We start from the raw sequence: 19,199 nt of genomic DNA, 5'->3' as shown, positions 1-19,199 counted from the left end.
TAAAAACGATGCGCTACTTCTTTTTTAATTCGAAATCACTTTCACATACATCCCTCTCACCGCTTTTTCATAAGCAATATCACTTATCTGTCTTATGTTTTCTGACACAACAGATGACTGAACGATTTTCCCTTCACGAAGTAACGGCGGATCAATAAGACGCACTTTATTTTTCTGATGTAAATCATAATCGTTTCTATCTTCTTTTACCTTTACATTTGGATGAACTTTGCTTAATAAAGCTTCTACTTCGGGGTCATTACATTGCTGCAATTTCGAAATAAGCTCCTCATCTTCAAGAAGAAAATCATCTGCATGAATAACCTTTTTATGAAGAGATAACTTTAACGTTTTCGCTAACATATCGTTTCCGTAAATATTCATTGGTTTCATAAAGAAATCAATTACTTCTTTGTAATACGTTTCTGTAAACCATTCTGCCATTTCGACACTTTGAACAACCATTTTCCCCTCTACTGCAATAATATCCTCTAAAAATCTATGAACCTCTTCTAAAGAAATATATCCGTATGTATACATATCTCGTAACGTATAATCTACTCGATCTGCGCATAATTCGGGCGCTGACCTTTCCAGTAATGTCCACTTCGAATCATCTAATAAAATATCTTCATAGTTATAACCATGCTTCGCAAGGATCGCTGGAATTTCTGAGTTTTTCACAACAGAACTAAATATCTCTTCATGATAACTTTCATCTTCATTATCAAAAACGTAATCAATCACATGGGAAAAAGCAGTATGTGATACGTCATGCAGTAAACTAGCAATCTGTTCTTTTACTGAACCACCTAGTTTTTTAACTAATAACATAACACCAACTGAATGATCAAAGCGCGTTACATTCCATTTCTCGTTCATTAAGTAACTTGCGCCATTTTGATGAATGCCTTTTAGCCTTTGCATAGACTTACTTGAAATTAATTCTTCTACTACTTGATCCACTTCAAATTCTCCGTATAGTACATCTGATATGATCACTTACAATCCCCCTTTATTTTAATCAAGTCTTATAATCTTATCTCTTTTATGAAATTAGCACCAACATAAATATTTATTGTTATTTGTTTTTATTGAAAAAATAGAGAGCCATCAGCTCTCTATTTCATAACCCCTATTCAAATGTAACTTCTACCTGCACAATCTCCGACCTACTTCCAAGTCTAAGCGGTGGTCCCCAAAATCCAAATCCAGAAGAAACAATTGCGTGGAACGCGCCTTTTTGTGCGTATCCCCAGTCTAGCTCGTACATTCTTCTCGTTACAATATGATTGGGCGCCATTTGTCCGCGGTGCGTATGACCGGATAATAATAAATCTACACCTGCCGCTGCTGCTTGTTTCAACTCAAATGGCTGGTGATCCATTGCGATAACAGGCATCGATTTATCTACCGTACTCATTAATTGTTCAAAGCTTTGGCGATCTCGCTCTGTTTTATCTCTTCTTCCAATGAGATAAAAGTCATCTTCAATTGTAATTACTTCATCTAAAAGAATACGAATATCAATCTTATCCATCTCTTGTAAAAACTCTGGAACTGCTCTGCCGTAATATTCATGGTTTCCTAAAACGCCATATACGCCTAATGGAGCTTTCATTTGTTTCATGATCGATCCCATATTCTTTTGAATGAACACACCTGGATGATCATCGATAATATCACCTGGCAGTAAAATAATATCAGGTTCCATCTCATTTACATGACGAACAAGTCTTTTTAAATGCGAAACGCCAGACAGTTTACCGAAATGCATATCAGAAGCCATCGCAATGCGTAAACTTTTACGCCCCTCTACCTTTTTCGGTATGTGCACCTCGTACTTTCTTACTACCGGACTATACGCATTAAATACTCCATACGCAAAGATAAAGATAAATGCAACTATCACAGCCACCCCTGTCCAAATAATTGCCGCTTCTTTCTCTACTGAAAACTGTAAAAGAAAGACCATAATATCAGCTAATGGCAACAACATAAGCGCATATTGTATGACCGCAAACCAAATCGAACCTATCGTTCGCAGAAATGGCAAAAACTTAAACACTTGCACGAGAATGTACGCATATGAAATAAATGCGACTATGAAAGCATAATATCCCCAAGATTCCCAGCCAAATACCGCATGAAGCCAAACCCATCCGTTCCAGCCGATGTAAAACATAAGTAGTGTGTATATAATTAATATGGTAAATATATTGAGATAACGAAGATTCTTCACAGCCAGCCTCCTTATTGATTTCTTCTATTATAACTTGTTATGCACTTATAACGTAAATATTAAGCACTTCAATCTTCAGAATAAGAACATTGATAAACATATTGTCTTAAAATTTTTAAGAACGGCTGTAATGGACATTTTCGAGTCTTAAGTGTTGGATGAAATTCTATTATCTTTATCCTTCAAAACTCATCTATGCAATTATGCATAACCATCCATTCCGTTTTATTTTCATGTTACGATATAAATGTAATACGACATATATCGACAAAGATAAAAGGAAGTGATTGTATGAAACGTTCTAAAACCTACTTAAAATGTTTAGCATTATCCGCTGTTTTTGCTAGTAGTGCTGTAACTCTTTCAACACCTGCTACTTACGCTCAAACGACGTCACAAGTTGTAACAGATATCGGGCAAAATGCAAAAACACATACGAGCTATAATACATTTAATAATGATCAAGCTGATAATATGACAATGTCTTTAAAGGTAACTTTTATCGATGATCCAAGCGCTGATAAACAGATTGCCGTTATTAATACAACTGGTAGTTTTCTAAAAGCAAATCCTACTATAAGTGATGCACCTATTGATAACTACCCAATCCCTGGCGCTAGTGCAACATTACGTTATCCTTCACAATATGATGTTGCATTTAACCTTCAAGATAACAGCGCTCGTTTCTTTAACGTAGCGCCTACAAATGCTGTAGAAGAAACGACTGTAACATCTAGCGTATCTTATCAACTTGGTGGCTCTGTTAAAGCTTCTGTAACGCCTAATGGCCCTAGCGGTGAAGCTGGTGCAACTGGTCAAGTCACTTGGTCTGACTCTGTAAGCTATAAACAAACTAGTTATAAAACAAATTTAATTGACCAAACGAACAAAAACGTAAAATGGAACGTATTCTTTAACGGATATAACAATCAAAACTGGGGTATTTACACACGTGACTCCTATCATTCTTTATATGGAAACCAACTTTTCATGTACTCTCGCACATACCTATATGAATCTGATGCAAAAGGTAATTTAATACCAATGGATCAACTTCCAGCATTAACAAATAGCGGTTTCTCTCCTGGTATGATTGCTGTTGTTATCTCTGAAAAAAATACAGATCAATCTAACTTACAAGTCGCTTATACAAAACACGCCGATGACTACCAACTTCGTCCAGGCTTCACATTCGGAACTGCAAACTGGGTTGGAAACAACGTAAAAGACGTTGATCAAAAAACATTTAATAAATTGTTCACACTAGATTGGAAGAATAAGAAATTGGTAGAGAAAAAATAAAGTAAAAAAAACGAAGGGACTATTTAGACTCTTCGTTTTTTACTTATTCATAATAAGATCCCGCGAGTAATATCGTCGCTATGAAATTCTATGATATATTTTTAGGCATCTCTTCACCTTTATTTTGAAAAGCATCCATTAAAATATCAATGCTTTCATCACTTATAATCAATTTATCCCCTTTTATTTCCTCTTTATAAAAAGACATATTTTCTCTCCTTTACTCTCTTATACATATCCCTTGAAGACTCTCTTTTTCTTTCTATCACACTAAACCACGCACCACTTCTTCTAATAATAAATTCAACCATTCATCCAATTTGTTTCAAAACACTCTAATACATTCAGCCTTCTTTCCATAGTACTATCTCGACATTATACTCATTCTTTAGAAAAGAAAAAGCACTTCTCATTGCTTCATCTACTACAATAAGGCTAGAATAAATTAATCCTCTTTGAGCATCGTCATATCCAATGAAATGTAATACTTCTTTTGTATATAACATGAAATCTTCTAATTCTAATTGCACACCAAAGTCCCAATTTTCATGTGCATACCATACAATAATCTTCTTAGACAATAAACTAGTTAATTCACGTTCAAATTCTTTTATTTCATTGATAACTTGTTCAGCATTTAATTCACTCATAACTTTGATAGGATTCGGTGTTTCATCAATTAAAAAGTTTACTAATGAAGCAATTTTCTTCCCGCTAATAATCTCAAATTCTTTTATAGACGGACATAACATTAAAAACTTTTCTCTAGTAGCCTTTTCCTCTACCTTTTCTCTTAACATTGCAATTTTCTTTAGACGTTCATTCACATTTATCACCTCATACATTCAGTAAATTAACATAATAAAGCGTATCATCCGTTTGAAAATACATAACCGATCCGCGGCTATAATAATTAACAAATTGAACCTGCTCCCCTAGTTCATTACAAAGATTACTATCGTACACTTGATTATTGTTTAAATCATAAACAACCAATTTTTTATCTTGAGTAATGAATACTACTTTACCTTGAGCAACCGCAAAACTTTTCGACCATATTTTCCTAGTTACATGTATTTCATTCCACGACATATGAATTTTTTTATCTTTCATTTGAACTAAAGGAAATTCTGAATAATAATAGAGCCAAACATCTCCATCTATAACATTCATTGCATAACAATCATCTATATACGGTATATTATATTGTTCTACATATTGATCATAGCTATCAAAAATCAATTGACCTGTAGAATCAAAAGCAACTATACCATTTGCTCCAATTGGAGACTCTCCAAAAATTCCTTCATCACAATAACTAACCCATATATCTTCGTTCACATCAACCTGACAATCTTGAACCCCTTCTCCAATATAAAACTTAACATATTCACTCCCATCCGCATTATAAATAACCGCATTATCATCTTCATAGTGAAATATCAGTAACCATTTCTCGCCGATTCGTTGCATACATAACACTGATTCGACATCAATATCTACATTTAAATTAAAAATATTTATATTCACATTATTTTTATCTAAATCAATAATAAAAGGTCGATTCTGATTGTCTTTTACTAGCAAAATTACATTTTGTTTATAATCCAAACTCATTTTTTTAAATTGATAGGCTTCAACAATAGACTTAAGACTTATTAATTCTTTACATACAATATCTTTCATATATATCAAAAACCTCTCGTTTATTCTAAACATAAAAAATAAGCATCAAACTTCCTTAATATTAATAAGTTTGATGCTTACTCACAATTATTATTTAAAATATTTTTATCAAACCGTAGATAAACGATGTGGATCACAGAAAGTTTCTGTATCAATCTCTTTTTCCAGCCAAAGGTCAAAGAGCGCACTAATATCTCCATCTCCTTGTTCCATCATATACTCTTTTTCTGCTTGATGAATAGGTAATAACCAAAATAAATCAAGCTCCTTTTCTTCAAAAAACTCCATTAGCTCTGGAGACTCTCCTGCCTCAATAACTGCCGGGCTTACTAAAAGCACATTCATTGAAAAATCAGATTCAGCATCCGCATTAGAAATTGTATCCCCATAATCAAACGAGGTTTCATCTATAAATGGATAATGTGCTAATCCAGCAAGCAAATCAATTATTTTCTCATTTTGATTTGCATTTAACCAAATTAATTCTCCTTTAGCACCATTGGTCATATATTCAGCTGACATCCCTAATGTCACATATGTCCATACTGGCCTATCTTCATTTTTCGGGAATTCTAAAACGTATAGCATTCCTTTTTTTAGAGCGGTATTATCTAATTCTACTCTTTTAGCTCCTCTTTCACCCCAGGTATATTCAAGAATCTGACTAGGCTCTCCAAAATGTTCATAGTATTTTTTCTGAATGTCACTTAATTTATTTTTTCGAAAAAAATTCATTTATGCTCTACAACCCTCTTTCTACTATACAACCTTGTTATTAAAGATAGATTTCTTCTTTCCAACTACTGGATTTAGATTGAACTACTATTAGATTTTCACTTTCCCATTTTAATGTCCCTAAGAATCTAGAATATACCATTTCATTCCCTACCTCTTCCACCAATAATTGATCTCGAATCTTTAATCCCTTTTCATCATACACTTCACATCGTAGCTGGAAACCTTTAACACGATGAATTCCTTTTAATATCGCTATCTTCTTACGGCTTGGGCTTTTCTTAGGTGTCTTCCCAACTAAAAATATTCCTTCATAGTTTTGCTTCACAATTTCATCTAAAGATTCCTCTATATACCCTTTAACAACAGATGATGAAAGAGTAGAGTTTTCTTCAAGTCCAGGGACAACATATTGGCGTACTAATTTGCAAAACTCTTTGTATTTCTCTTCAACTGAATTTAATGCTAAAAAGTCCATAAAATCATATGGAACATATATACGAATTTCACCCAAAGCTCTATTCACTTCATATGAAATATCAGTGTTTTCGTTAGCTAAACAAAAGACAGTTACTTTTTCAATCTCTCTTAATCCCATCTCAAACTCGCTAACTTTCTTTGAGAAAATTAGCTCAAAAATTCTAATTTCATGTACAAGCAAATAATGTTTTTTAGGACGTTTTTTTTCCAATCGTAAAACTTTACTTCAAGCAATATAATTCACTCCTTTAAATTTATCACCATGCATCGGGGACCTATGATACCTTTTAATAATTTATTAAACTGTACTCCTTATTCATTTTACCTTATCTATATTTTTCATATGCTCTACTCACAACGCATGCGGTGACATAACAGCCATAAACACATCACTTCTCTCACCCGGTGCCATATACATTCCTTCTGCATCTAAATATTCAATGGAAAAGGCTGCTAGCTCATACGCCATTTCTTGATCGCATTCAAAAAGTGGATTTATAAAAACCTCACTTCCTGTAATCTTTTGTAAATCTTTCAAACAGTTAGACTTACTTCTTGCATAATCAGCCACATTCTCATTAGCCCAAGACCACATCCAACTGTTACTCTTTCCAGACCAAGACCCTATAAAAACAACACTAAATTCAAGTAACACTTGACCATTTTTTTTAAACTGTAATATACATGGATCTTGATCATAACAATACTCATCAAAGTTATAGATATTATAATCCGAAATGAATTTTTGCTGTTTACTTTCTAATTTGTCATAACACATAACAAGATAATTCTCGAATTGTTCATCCGCCATTGCCAATTATCACACGCTCCCTTCATTCAAGATTTCCGCTACAAACAATATATCTTATATCTTACTCTCTCAAAACCTATATAAAGTGAAACTTTAATTAGTCCTTACCAATCGGGCTTTTACCGGTAGCCCCCCGCCCACATATCATATACCTTTCTACCACTAAGATATATTAATATATACAAAGAAAGAAGAACTTATATAAGCCCTTCTTTCCATAAATAGTTTCTTTACTCCATCTAATTTATTTTATCACGATAATTAAATTCACTATTACACAAATGCACCCCAACCATCTGTATATCCACCAAACGCATCACTTAGGGTACTCAATTCCTTTTGCATCTTTACAATATCCTCATAAATTAAGAACATTTCTTTAGAACAAGTACATGTCCAATCTTCAAATTCTTCATTATAATCTAATTCATAATTTAAGCCCAGCTCTTGTAGTCTGCCAATTATTTTTTCTCCATTACCTTGATTAGGAATTGCAATAAAGAAATCTACTATATGTTTTTTATTAAAATCTATACCTTGCTTGTATAACATATTTAATACTTGTCCATCTTCATCTTTTGGGAATTTCATTATAATACCCTCCTGTATACCATTAAAACTCTTATTTTTATGCGAATAATGCCTCTTATCCATAAAGCTACCAAATTCTATCCCTTTACAGACACTAAAATCATCATCTACAACATTACTTTCTGCAAAAGAGAACTACTTTAATCTACACAATGTTTCTATAAAACTTATTGTAATTACATCCCCACAACTAAAAATATTTAGGACCTCTAAATATTAAATAGCAGAAAAATCTTCAATTAGACCTTGCAGTAGCTTTAATTTTAATTCTTTTTTGTTCATATAATTCCTTCCCGTTCTCTATTTTGATTTATCCCACGAGGATTAGATACATGTCCTATCCTATATATAAAGAAAAAAGAGCCTATATTCGCTCTTCCTTCATACAAACATTTAACAAATGCATCTTTCTAACCACTAACTTTTCTGGTGATATATTAATAGCCTCTAAAAGCAAACTGAATATACATGTATGTACCAACACCATAAACAACAAAAGCAACTATAGTAATTAGCCAATTTTCACGAGTTTTTTGTACATACTTCGAGCATGCCCAAAAAAGAAGTAAAATAATTAATTGAATTGCAGTCACTTTTGAGACAGCAATTATAGTAGTTTCTGTAACAAATACTACCCATGTCCCGAACAACATCCGAATACAAAAAATAATCGCCCCAATACGTGTTTCAGTATATTGTTTATTTATATTTATAAAAAATATATCTTGCAACATAACAGTTAATGTTAATACAACTACTAAAGCCAAGATAGAAATGAATTCTAAAAATTCTATAAGCACTTTTAGTCTCCCTTTTGACATCATTTTATTATAATTTTCATTAAAGATTCTTACTATCATGTAACTAGGTCTACAAATACCCTCTCATTATCTATACAGTTTTCGCATACATAATATGAAAATAACAGCTAAGACCATAAATAATAAGTGCAATCATTGTAATATACCACTTTCCTCTGTACTTCTTTACACACTGCATAAGCCCCCAAAGGAAAAGTAATATAATTGATTGAATCACTAAAATATTTAGCGTCCCTAACAGAGTAGCTGTCATAGGGTAAATGATCCATATACTCACCAATGAACGTATAGCCATGACCGTAGCAAAGATTCTCCTATAATGAGACAGTCTTATACTACCTATGCAGTACTCTTGTAAAAATACGATAGATGCTACTAGCATATTTAAAACCAAAATTAATAAATATTCAAAAAACTCTACCAACTCTAAATTCTCCTTCATAAATTTATTTACGATTTCCTATTGCATCAAAAGTTAACAATTCACTCCGAAATTTTACAAGTTACTTTTTCAAAAATACTAGCTAATATTCCAATAATCATCAAAGAGATTATTATTCATACATTCATTTTATTACTCAAGGACGACCTATTTAACAATCCAATTTTTTAGCGGACTTGAAATAGTCTTGAAATTTATCATCGATGTCCTCATCTTTACTAAAAAAAAGCGTTATATGCGAATCCCAACAAACAATCTCAAGTGTTGCTTGGGGATGCTTAATATTTGGACTTGGTACCCAGAGTTCTTCGTTTCCATTTGCATAGGGTTCTACAAGCAAGTTATTAATATCAATGTTTATAGACTTATCAAAAGCAGATAATACGCCCCAAATAAATTGAGGATTATATTTCTTTACGAGATCTGAGAGATCTTCACCTGCTATTTAGACTCTTCGCTTTTATTTTAAATTAGACCTCAATAAATTAATCTATTTAAATTTATTCATAGTGAGCTGCCGCCAATAACACCTGTGCAATAAAGCCCCATGATATATTTTTAGGCATCTCTTCACCTCTGTTTTGGTAGGATCCCTCACAATCATTTACCCATGCTTCCATTGATTCTAAGTAATCCTCTAATGTTATATTCTCCCACTCATCCTGATTTTCTTTGAAATCTTTTTGAAGATGAAACAAAAACTCTAATAATTTTTCTTTTGAATCTACATCACTAATTAACTCATAAACATCCATATCATTACTCCTTCCACATGCCCCTTATTTAGGGACTACATTCATTTCATTTCATTCCATCTCTAAATTCTTCCTGCACCGTCTTAAATTCTTGCTCATATTTCCTTATTTTTTCAGCATCTATCTTCGAATTAAGGAAAGGTCTTTTTCTACCAATCATCATAATATCTTTTCCTTCTGTGGACTCCATACGTACATATGGTTTAAAAAATTCACATTCTGTATTTTGTAATACTACCGATAATTTAGCGTATTCTTCCATAGGGAATTGATTAGATACATTTAATTTCTTAAGTCTTTTCAAATTCATTAATGGCTCTAAAGAACGATCTTGAACTTTAATATTCATTAAAGTTAACTCATTTAATTCTACTAAATCACCGATTGGATCTAATGTTTTTACATTAAGAGTTTTCATTATTGCTCCTCCCAAAAAAAGACCTTCTAACTTCTTTCCATCTTTTATTGGCGATAAATCTTCTAATTTAGAGAAAGCTTGTATTAATAGATAAGAAAGGTTGTTATTATAACTCAAATCCCATAAATCTGTATTCTTAGGATTCCAACCTAAATATAATCTTCTTAAATTAGACATTTTTTGTAGTTTCGATAAATTCTCCACCCTCATTTCATCGATATAGAGTATCTCTGGATTAACATACTCCATAATTTTATCAAACTGCGTTTGATTTACTGTGAAAATCCATAAATCCCTAATTTTCAATTCTCCTAATAGTTCTATATTCTTTGTTTTACCGCTAATAGCTAACTCTTGTACATCTTCATTTATTCCAGCCAAATCTTTAAGAATGCGTGGCTGTTCACCTATTGGAAACATTAAATTCTCTCCTTCACAGACTATTTACATCCAACATCACTTCATTCTTTCCTGAAGGGAAAAACTAACAATTGTTAAAAGTGCACTATCATATTGGACCTTTTCGAATGTAAACTCCATAATACACCTTCTTTTCTCTCAAGGTCATAATTATTTTATTCCCATTTCATCTTACTATTTTCATTTAATACTTCGATATGAGTATCTACTATATCCCCTCTTTCATATCAAAAACTTGTAAAATGTCTTGCTCTAACTTTATTGCATTAAAATCCGACGTAGCCTTTTCCCCTAACAGTCTAATAGATTGAATAATATTTTCAATTATCAATATTTCCCTCGTAGCATAATCTGCAGATAAAAATGCTTCATAGTCAATCCTTAATCTAAAATCTGCTTCTTTACTCTTCCTTTTAAAGAGCTTTCTTTCTTTATGAAAACCCGCATCTTCATATTCCGGAGTTATGTTAACTACTATAGGGATTATAGCTATTTCTTCTACTTCGCTACCATAATTATTACTATTTAATTTTTCAAGGTCACTACCGATTTCTGAAATTATATTTATAAATTCCTCAGCAATGTCACCTTCTAATTCACCACTCAAAAAAAACCTCATAATCACTCATCCTTTTCAATTATTACTTTTATTTAGCGGGGGACGCTTTCTATCTGTTTCATATAATGGATTGATGGTGCCACTCTTTCTCCTACCTTATATATCTTTTTATAGGAATATACTTTTAAATTTTACGTAGAATATATCTTTCAGGCGGGCCGCTCCCCTGCTCAGCTTGAAAATATAATAATTTACTCGGTATGCATGAAATTAAACAAGGTAAACCACACCAAATAACTTTTTCTATTGCACATTCTAATCCCATAAAACTCCCATCAATTTCACTAATAAGGGACATTACGTAACAAGAATCCTTTGCTCCATATTTTTTTAATTACGTTGATATTCCTTCAGCATACACCATATTTTTTGGGATAGATTCAAAATACATAGAATTTAAGATAGTGTCATGGTTATGCGCCAAACGCCCTAATGCCTTCACTCTTTTTTTAGGTGAAGTTAGTTCAAAAATAATTCTATCCTGGATTTTTTTTTAAAACTCCTAACTATGAGTTCTTCATATTCTTTATCCATGTATCTTTTATCCTCCTATATTCTTAAAGTTACCTTTTCTGAAAAATATAAGTGGTGCGACATATATATATTAATTAACTTTGGATATCTCCAGTATCTCCTTGCGCTAAAAAAATCATTTAATTACCTCTTATTATTTTCATGTTGCACAAATATCGAAATTATTACTAGCAATTGTTAAAAGCGCACCATCATATTGAATAAATGCACACGCCGATGATGGAACTAATTCGATTTGTGGTACAACACATTCTCCCATTAAACACTTCATCAATTTACTTTGATTTATTTCCTCTAGTTTAATACCAACGCTATTTCCTAAACTGATAATAGCAAAAGTATTTTCTATACTTACACCATAAAAATACTTGATTATATATGATACTTCTGTCCTTGGTATAGAATCAAAAACAAAGAAAATGTTCCTTCTTCCCGAATCAAAAACTGTGTAGGAAATGTTTTTAGACTCTATTTCTTCTTTCACATTTTTTTCCTCAGATTTATCTACATGTACAATAAACTGATTAATCCTCTCTTGAACAAGTAAACTTAAATTATCAACATTACGATTATAATCATCAAATAAATCTGTTTCATAAATATCAGTTATATTACTAACACGGTATATATTTGCATCTTCAATACGTTGAATCTTTTCGAATGTAAACTCCATAATACACCTTCTTTTCTCTCAAAGTTATATTTATCCCTATTCCATCCTACTATTCTCATTTAATAATATTAAGTTTATCTATTCCTATTTGTTTTTATAAATCAATAATAATCTAATTCTCCTCACAGAGAATCCGCTTTTCACCTTATAATACGCTACTTGTAGAGTACGCATACCGTTCCCTTTTCCATATCTGTTTCGTATAACGGATTAATGTTGTCTCCATTTAAATCAAAATTCCGAATTATAGGCATTTAAATCCCTAGCTTCTTTAAAGTAATTTCTAAATTTATCATCAATATTTATATCGTTACTTAATAACAACATTAAACTGGAATCCCAACAAACAATTTCAATTTTTGCTTGAGGGTGCTGAATATTTGGACTTGGTACCCAGAGCCCTTCGTTTCCATTTGCATAGGGCTCTACAAGCAAATTATTAATATCAATGTTTATAGATTTATCAAACGCAGATAGTACACCCCAAATAAATTGAGGATTATATTTCTTTACGAGATTTGAAAGATCTTCACCTGCTATCCAAACTATTGGATGCGACATTTTAGGATAATCTCGGATAAGTTTCTCTTCCTGCTGTGCGACAATCTCCATGTCTGTTATAAGCCAATTAAACTCTTTTTCCCTACCTTGAAATGAGTCAAAAACGGAAGCCAAAACTGTATGTTTAGATCCATGTAAAATGAAGTTCATTCAATCCCTCCAATTAGTAACAATCGATAAGTTAGCCTTCTTGAACTTATTATGTGTAGATAATTAAACAAATACCAATGAATACTGTTACTATACACAATATAATAGTTGTTGCAGTATCTAGCAAAATGCTTACGGCTAGGAAAATTATTGATTTAAGGGCAAAAGAAGGTCCTTTTTCTTTCCATTGCCGATAGATTTGTATCATTGCATAAATTAATGGAATCATACCACCTATAATCAGAATAATCCCTATTATTTTCTCCATGTTTCCTCTCCTTTTAAAGATTCGAATCAATAAATATACTATATAATCATACGCCCTCAGAATATATCCTTATATTTTTGGAGTTATTCTACACATGCAAAACTCTCTAATCATAGCTACGCTCGTATTAAGCGCATTGTTAAAAATTATATAATCTTTCATTCTGTAATTAACGGAACTTTCCATCTGCTAAAAACGTTGCCATACAGCTTAACATTTTCTAAGGTATTAAATTTCCTAAGATATCAATTAGCTCTTCTAATGCTCTTCCCAAATCGTTTATATTGTCTCGTTCATCAAAACCTTTCTCCATTAATTCATGTACTATAATATCTCTCAATTTATTTATTTTTTCAGTTTCTATCATACTTAAGTCTTCATAAACATTTAACCATAGTAAATGTTTATTTTGTGATTCTAATGTCTGTTTCAATAAAATCTGCATCTCTTTATTTAATTTAAACAACCTTATCTTCTCCTTTCCCAGTTTATTTTGAACCCTTAGCAAAAGTTGTAATTACTTTACCTTTTTTATTTAAAACTACTACAGCCTGTTTACTAGTAGATTTAGCTCTACCACCACTTTGTATAACTTTTTCGCCAGTTTTAACGGCATTTAAAATGGCCTTAGATGATACTCCTACACCATTACGACTAATTGCCTATACCATTTCTTTTCTTTCATAAACTCACCTCGCTGAAATATTTTTTAACACAATAATGTTACATATCCAAATCTAAATAAAATAAAGAGTAAAGTAAATGCAGTTTAAAAATAAATACATCTATCATAAAAAAGAAAAGACGATTTCTTTTCTCATTTATGCTTGTAGTATCCCAATCCGATTTAACGATTGATAAAATAAGACAAGGGCCTTTTTGGAATCATCGGTTAAACTTGCAATTTAGTTGAAGAAGGAACAAACTGATGATGCGGAAAAACGTAGTATATAGAAGACTATGTAAGGAGTTTGTCATATGATTGATAACAGAATTTCGAAAGATTATGATCATGAAATAGATGATTCTTTAAAAGAAATTACAGATACAACCATCTTACTTAATTTTCAAAAAGCGATTGTAAGTTTATATCCTCATCTAATACCAATTCATGCTTTTGCCTATGACGCATGGGATGATATTGTAATGCCATTGTTTTATGAGATGGTATATAAAACTTTTGCTTTTAAATACGGGATAGATATTAACTTTAAAGAAACTCATACCTATATGTTTTCACTTAATAGTTATAAAGGGATACATCACATCGAGTGTGTTCCAAAGTGCACAACATTTAAGATTTATATTAACGAAGAATGGATTGAAATGGATAATAAAAGTTTGAAAGAAAATGTATTTGTATTTAAGTCATTTGGGGATGGATTGCATTTTCTAACTGGTGGAATTGAAATTGAAGATGCTTATCGTGTAGGATTTGACCTTGTTGAGGTTGATATTGTTTCTACCATAACAGGTCTTCCATCTAAAACAAGTATTTTTATTGATAAAGAGCATGTAGACTTTGTGTTTGTCGCAGAAACATATGATACAAATATCCAAAATTAAAAATTTTATGTAAGAACGTAGGAAGAATATCTTCATTACTACTCGTACCAAATAGTTGTGTGAACACGCTCCGCTATTATATATGCAAACTTCCGACTACATTTCATATGAGAAAAAGTTATTACGATAAACAAAGAAAAGGTCTCCTAAAATATCTTTTAGGAGACCTTTTCTTATTAATAGATTTTGTAATTTAAGAGTGAACACTCTTAAATTACAAAATCCTCCGGAATAAACACTTTCACTTCTTTCGGCTGTACGTATACGAAATCACCCGCTTGAATGTTCAGCTGCTTGAACTGTTCTTTCGTAATTTCTGCTTCTAAATATTCATCTGTTCCGTCTCGTTTTAATTCTACATATACGATATTTCCGACTGCGTGAGAATAAGATACTTTTGCCGGGATTGCATCTATGCTTTGTTTCGTATGAGAGATTGATAAGTCATGCGGCCTTACGTAGGCTATTCCGTCTACGTTGGAAACGTGCTTATGCTCTGGTGCTTCTAGTTCGACCGACCCTACATTTAGCTTTCCTTTATGAACGCGCCCGTGAAATAAATTTACATTTCCTAAAAAGTCATATACAAACGGACTTGCTGGGTTTTCATATACTTCTTCCGGTGTTCCCATTTGTTCAATGCAGCCTTCATTCATTACAACGATGCGGTCTGCAACGTCTAACGCTTCTTCTTGATCATGCGTTACGAATACGCTCGTAATTTGAAATTCGTCATGTAATTTTCGGAGCCATCTTCGTAATTCTTTTCTCACCTTTGCATCGAGTGCACCGAACGGTTCATCAAGTAATAAAATTTTCGGTTCGACTGCAAGTGCCCGGGCTAGTGCAATACGTTGACGTTGTCCACCAGATAATTGCGCTGGATAACGTTTAGCAAAGCCATCCATTTTTACGAGCTTTAATAATTCTGTTACCTTTTCTTCTATCGCTTCTGCTGACGGTCTTAAGCTTTTCTTTCTTACTTTTAAACCGAAAGCGACATTCTCAAATACATTCATATGTTTAAAGAGCGCATAGTGCTGAAAGACGAAACCGACTTGCCTGTTTTTCACGTGAATGTCTGTTAAATCTTCTCCATCAAATGAAATAGAGCCTCCATCCGCTTCTTCTAATCCTGCAATAATGCGTAATAACGTCGTTTTCCCAGAACCTGATGGGCCTAATAAGGCAACAAGTTCGCCTTTTGGAATATCCAAATGAATGTCTGTTAGTGCTTGAAATGTACCATATTGCTTTGATACACCTTGAATTTGAATACTCACCGTAATCCCCCTCTTATTGTCGTTTTTCCATTCGCCATTCAATCCAGTTTTTTATAGCGAGTGTAAACACTGCAATTAATGACATTAACGTCGCTACTGCAAATGCTGCTGAAAATTGATATTCATTGTACAAAATTTCAATATGGAGCGGCATCGTATTCGTAATACCGCGCACGTGACCTGATACGACAGAAACGGCTCCAAACTCACCGATAGCACGGGCATTACATAGAATCATGCCGTACAAAAGACCCCATTTTATATTTGGAAGCGTAACGCGCCAAAACATTTTCCAGCCACTTGCGCCAAGTGATAAAGCTGCCTCTTCTTCACTTTTCCCTTGCGCCTGCATAATGGGAATTAATTCACGTGCAACGAACGGGAAGGTTACAAAGATTGTTGCGATAATAATGCCTGGTACAGAGAAAATGAGTTTCACTCCATGTTCAAGTAACCATTCGCCAAGAGCACCCCTCGGTGTGAAAAGTAAAACGAATACTAATCCTGCGATAACTGGTGACACAGCAAACGGCAGTTCAATAAGAGAGAGTAATACTTGTTTTCCTTTAAACTGAAACTTTGTAATAAGCCATGCGGCCGCTACCCCAAATATCGTATTAAGCGGCACAACGATTAACGCAACGAGAAGCGTTAATCTAATTGCTGAAAATGCTTCTTGATCTGTAATAGCGGCAATGTATACATCCATCCCTCTTTCAAAGGCTTTTAGAAAAATAGTTATGAGTGGCAGTAATAGAAAGAGAGATAAAAATAAAACTGTAATCGTAATTAATATGCCTGGTACAAGCTTAGATTCTTTTTTAGCTGATACGCTTTTTACTATTTTCTTTTCTAATAATGTTGGTTCCATTTTCTCTCCTCCTATTCACTTTTTAGTTCATGCCTTCTACTCCAGCTTTGAATCATATTAATAAGAAGAAGGAAAAGGAGAGAAATAATAAGCATCACGGTCGCTACAGCTGTTGCCCCTGCATAATCATATTGTTCTAGTTTCGTCATAATCATCAGTGGCGCAATTTCTGTTTTCATCGGCATATTACCTGCGATGAAAACGACAGATCCGTATTCTCCTAATGCTCTTGCAAATGCGAGTGAAAAACCTGCAAGAAGAGCGGGAAAGATCTCTGGTAAAATGATTTTCACAAATATTTGCAAGCGGGATGCACCTAAACTCGAAGCTGCCTCTTCTACTTCTTTATCAATATTTTGCAGCACTGGTTGCACCATTCGAACGACAAATGGTAAACCGATAAAAGTAAGCGCAACGATAATTCCGAGTGGTGTAAAAGCTACTTTTATGTGAAACAGACTAAATATTTTCCCAATCCATCCATTTTCCGCATAAAGCGTTGTAAGTGTAATACCAGCTACAGCTGTCGGAAGTGCAAACGGTAAATCAATGAGTCCGTCTAATAGTCGTTTCCCTGGAAATTTGTAGCGTACGAGCACCCAAGCTATTAATAAACCGAAAATGGCATTTACAATAGCAGCTGCAAATGAAGTTGTAAAACTAACTTGATAGGAATGCAACACACGCTCGTTCGTTATAACCCCAGCGAACTTCTTCCAACCTAACTGTGAAGTTTGAATAAATACGATAGAAAGTGGTATAAGTATGAATAAACTCATGTACAACATTGTAAATCCAAGCGATAATCCAAACCTTGGTAAAACACGTTTCTTCCTCATCCTCTTTCACCTCATCCCCCTTTAGCAGTACGCATTATTTTTGATAAATTTTATCGAATACGCCGCCGTCATTAAAGTGTTTTTCCTGTGCTTTTTTCCAACCACCAAATAGTTCATCTACAGTAAATAATTGAACTTTCGGAAATTGGGATGCATATTTTTCTGCTACTTTTTCATTGCGCGGACGATAAAAGTTTTTCGCCGCAATTTCCTGTCCTTTTTCTGAGTACAAATATTCAAGATACCCTTCTGCTACTTTTTTCGTTCCTTTTTTATCAACGACTTTATCTACAACCGCTACTGGTGGTTCTGCAAGTACACTAATAGAAGGGGTTACAATTTCAAATTTATCTTTTCCAAGCTCTTTTTGAGATAATAACGCTTCATTTTCCCATGCGATTAATACGTCACCAATTCCTTTTTCAACAAATGTTGTCGTTGCTCCGCGCGCTCCTGAATCTAATACTTCTACGTTTTTATAAATTTGGCTAACAAACTCTTTCGCCTTATCTTCACTATTATTATATTTTTTCAGTGCGTATCCCCACGCCGCTAAATAGTCCAACGTGCCCGCCTGATGTTTTTGGGTTTGGTGTAATGACAGACACACCTTTTTTCGTTAAATCATCCCAGTCTTTAATTCCTTTCGGGTTTCCTTTTCGAACAAGAAATACAATTGTTGACGTGTATGGAGTGGAATTATTCGCAAGTCGCTTCTGCCAATCTTCTGCTAATTGTTTTTTCTTACTAATCGCATCAATATCATAAGCAAGTGCTAGTGTAACAACGTCTGCTTCTAAGCCATCAATAACAGAGCGCGCTTGACTTCCAGATCCCCCGTGTGATTGTTTTACATTTACTGTTTGCCCATGCTTCTCTTTCCAATACTTCGCAAAATCTTTATTAAAATCTTGATATAACTCCCTCGTTGGATCATAAGAAACATTTAAAAGCTCAACTGTTTTTTTATCTCCACTTCCTTCAGAATTACTAGTGGATGTTGCCGAACCACACCCTGATAAAAGTACAACTGCTGATAATAAAACACCTGTACTTTTCATAAACGCTGTCTTACCCCACTTTTTCATCGTTAAGCCCCCTTAGTTTATACAATAGAAAAAGGCACACAATA

23 protein-coding genes and 3 pseudogenes are annotated in these 19,199 nt (G+C 33.3%); 3 read left to right on the top strand and 23 right to left on the bottom strand.

All coding sequences use genetic code 11. The features are described from left to right. Positions 1-24: 24 nt before the first annotated feature. Entirely contained in the window at positions 25-1,002 is a 978-nt protein-coding gene (locus BC_RS05570) for an HD domain-containing protein (RefSeq protein ID WP_000587069.1), read from the bottom strand. A 133-nt stretch (positions 1,003-1,135) separates the two neighbouring features. Continuing rightward, on the bottom strand, positions 1,136-2,242 hold the full coding sequence (locus BC_RS05565) for a metallophosphoesterase (protein ID WP_000793731.1): 1,107 nt from the start codon (positions 2,240-2,242) through the stop codon (positions 1,136-1,138). Between the two features lie 34 nt (positions 2,243-2,276). On the opposite strand from BC_RS05565, the pseudogene BC_RS28285 reads away from it, so the two are divergent. Both BC_RS28285 and cytK2 read left to right on the top strand, forming a co-directional pair. Next, a pseudogene (locus BC_RS28285) lies at positions 2,277-2,390 on the top strand (TetR family transcriptional regulator); the annotation flags it as partial. Between the two features lie 143 nt (positions 2,391-2,533). Then, entirely contained in the window at positions 2,534-3,544 is a 1,011-nt protein-coding gene (gene cytK2 / locus BC_RS05555; RefSeq protein ID WP_000830632.1) for a beta-channel forming cytolysin CytK2, read from the top strand. A 344-nt stretch (positions 3,545-3,888) separates the two neighbouring features. Here the strand turns inward: cytK2 and BC_RS05550 are convergent, their stop codons facing one another. From BC_RS05550 to BC_RS05480, 17 genes and pseudogenes are all read right to left on the bottom strand, one after another. After that, entirely contained in the window at positions 3,889-4,371 is a 483-nt protein-coding gene (locus BC_RS05550; protein WP_001005735.1) for a hypothetical protein, read from the bottom strand. 10 nt (positions 4,372-4,381) lie between these two features. Further along, positions 4,382-5,230 (bottom strand): hypothetical protein, encoded by an 849-nt coding sequence (locus BC_RS05545; protein WP_000652087.1) that lies wholly within the window; start codon positions 5,228-5,230, stop codon positions 4,382-4,384. A 108-nt stretch (positions 5,231-5,338) separates the two neighbouring features. Further along, positions 5,339-5,965 carry a suppressor of fused domain protein gene (locus tag BC_RS05540; RefSeq protein ID WP_001008994.1) on the bottom strand — a complete coding sequence of 209 codons (627 nt, stop codon included), beginning with the start codon at positions 5,963-5,965 and terminating at the stop codon, positions 5,339-5,341. Between the two features lie 40 nt (positions 5,966-6,005). Beyond that, the gene (locus tag BC_RS05535; RefSeq protein ID WP_011109898.1) at positions 6,006-6,563 is read right to left on the bottom strand and encodes a hypothetical protein; all 558 of its coding nucleotides are present in this window, start codon (positions 6,561-6,563) and stop codon (positions 6,006-6,008) included. A gap of 234 nt (positions 6,564-6,797) precedes the next feature. Further along, positions 6,798-7,262 carry a DUF6882 domain-containing protein gene (locus BC_RS05530; RefSeq protein WP_001240467.1) on the bottom strand — a complete coding sequence of 155 codons (465 nt, stop codon included), beginning with the start codon at positions 7,260-7,262 and terminating at the stop codon, positions 6,798-6,800. Positions 7,263-7,529: 267 nt separating this feature from the next. Further along, complete coding sequence (locus BC_RS05525; RefSeq protein ID WP_000671654.1) at positions 7,530-7,847, bottom strand: ribonuclease E inhibitor RraB; 318 nt, start codon at positions 7,845-7,847, stop codon at positions 7,530-7,532. Between the two features lie 437 nt (positions 7,848-8,284). Further along, complete coding sequence (locus BC_RS05520) at positions 8,285-8,647, bottom strand: hypothetical protein (protein WP_000904360.1); 363 nt, start codon at positions 8,645-8,647, stop codon at positions 8,285-8,287. Between the two features lie 91 nt (positions 8,648-8,738). Continuing rightward, the gene (locus tag BC_RS27565; RefSeq protein ID WP_000229075.1) at positions 8,739-9,092 is read right to left on the bottom strand and encodes a hypothetical protein; all 354 of its coding nucleotides are present in this window, start codon (positions 9,090-9,092) and stop codon (positions 8,739-8,741) included. Between the two features lie 169 nt (positions 9,093-9,261). Beyond that, positions 9,262-9,555: pseudogene (locus BC_RS28280) on the bottom strand (hypothetical protein); the annotation flags it as partial. 55 nt (positions 9,556-9,610) lie between these two features. Continuing rightward, a complete protein-coding gene (locus tag BC_RS05510; RefSeq protein ID WP_000383678.1) occupies positions 9,611-9,865 on the bottom strand; it encodes a DUF7660 family protein in 255 nt (84 codons plus the stop codon). A gap of 46 nt (positions 9,866-9,911) precedes the next feature. Continuing rightward, positions 9,912-10,703, bottom strand: coding sequence for an internalin (locus BC_RS05505; protein WP_000483956.1), 792 nt, complete (start codon positions 10,701-10,703; stop codon positions 9,912-9,914). Between the two features lie 208 nt (positions 10,704-10,911). Continuing rightward, on the bottom strand, positions 10,912-11,322 hold the full coding sequence (locus BC_RS05500) for an Imm44 family immunity protein (protein ID WP_001210416.1): 411 nt from the start codon (positions 11,320-11,322) through the stop codon (positions 10,912-10,914). Between the two features lie 124 nt (positions 11,323-11,446). Beyond that, on the bottom strand, positions 11,447-11,620 hold the full coding sequence (locus BC_RS27555) for a hypothetical protein (RefSeq protein WP_000053020.1): 174 nt from the start codon (positions 11,618-11,620) through the stop codon (positions 11,447-11,449). A 375-nt stretch (positions 11,621-11,995) separates the two neighbouring features. Next, complete coding sequence (locus BC_RS05495; protein ID WP_000397227.1) at positions 11,996-12,529, bottom strand: hypothetical protein; 534 nt, start codon at positions 12,527-12,529, stop codon at positions 11,996-11,998. 231 nt (positions 12,530-12,760) lie between these two features. Next, positions 12,761-13,240, bottom strand: a complete 480-nt coding sequence (locus BC_RS05490) for a hypothetical protein (protein WP_001009368.1) — start codon at positions 13,238-13,240, stop codon at positions 12,761-12,763. 49 nt (positions 13,241-13,289) lie between these two features. Continuing rightward, positions 13,290-13,508 carry a hypothetical protein gene (locus BC_RS05485; protein WP_000411162.1) on the bottom strand — a complete coding sequence of 73 codons (219 nt, stop codon included), beginning with the start codon at positions 13,506-13,508 and terminating at the stop codon, positions 13,290-13,292. Between the two features lie 220 nt (positions 13,509-13,728). Further along, on the bottom strand, positions 13,729-13,974 hold the full coding sequence (locus BC_RS05480; protein WP_000475565.1) for a hypothetical protein: 246 nt from the start codon (positions 13,972-13,974) through the stop codon (positions 13,729-13,731). Between the two features lie 512 nt (positions 13,975-14,486). Here BC_RS05480 and BC_RS05475 point away from each other — a divergent pair. Beyond that, positions 14,487-15,074 (top strand): hypothetical protein, encoded by a 588-nt coding sequence (locus BC_RS05475; protein WP_000566764.1) that lies wholly within the window; start codon positions 14,487-14,489, stop codon positions 15,072-15,074. A 209-nt stretch (positions 15,075-15,283) separates the two neighbouring features. Here BC_RS05475 and BC_RS05470 read toward each other — a convergent pair whose 3' ends face one another. The 4 genes and pseudogenes from BC_RS05470 to BC_RS05455 all read right to left on the bottom strand — a co-directional run bounded on the left by BC_RS05470 (position 15,284) and on the right by BC_RS05455 (position 19,155). After that, entirely contained in the window at positions 15,284-16,357 is a 1,074-nt protein-coding gene (locus tag BC_RS05470) for a sulfate/molybdate ABC transporter ATP-binding protein (RefSeq protein ID WP_000027092.1), read from the bottom strand. 13 nt (positions 16,358-16,370) lie between these two features. Beyond that, positions 16,371-17,228 carry a sulfate ABC transporter permease subunit CysW gene (gene cysW, locus BC_RS05465; protein ID WP_000433825.1) on the bottom strand — a complete coding sequence of 286 codons (858 nt, stop codon included), beginning with the start codon at positions 17,226-17,228 and terminating at the stop codon, positions 16,371-16,373. Positions 17,229-17,239: 11 nt separating this feature from the next. After that, entirely contained in the window at positions 17,240-18,067 is an 828-nt protein-coding gene (gene cysT, locus BC_RS05460) for a sulfate ABC transporter permease subunit CysT (protein WP_001227884.1), read from the bottom strand. Positions 18,068-18,101: 34 nt separating this feature from the next. After that, a pseudogene (locus BC_RS05455) lies at positions 18,102-19,155 on the bottom strand (sulfate ABC transporter substrate-binding protein). Between the last annotated feature and the right edge of the window lie 44 nt (positions 19,156-19,199).

The organism is Bacillus cereus ATCC 14579, assembly GCF_000007825.1.
GTDB classification, from domain to species: domain Bacteria; phylum Bacillota; class Bacilli; order Bacillales; family Bacillaceae_G; genus Bacillus_A; species Bacillus_A cereus.
Note: the sequence above shows the minus strand (reverse complement) of the source record. Positions and strands in the feature narration are given on the sequence as shown.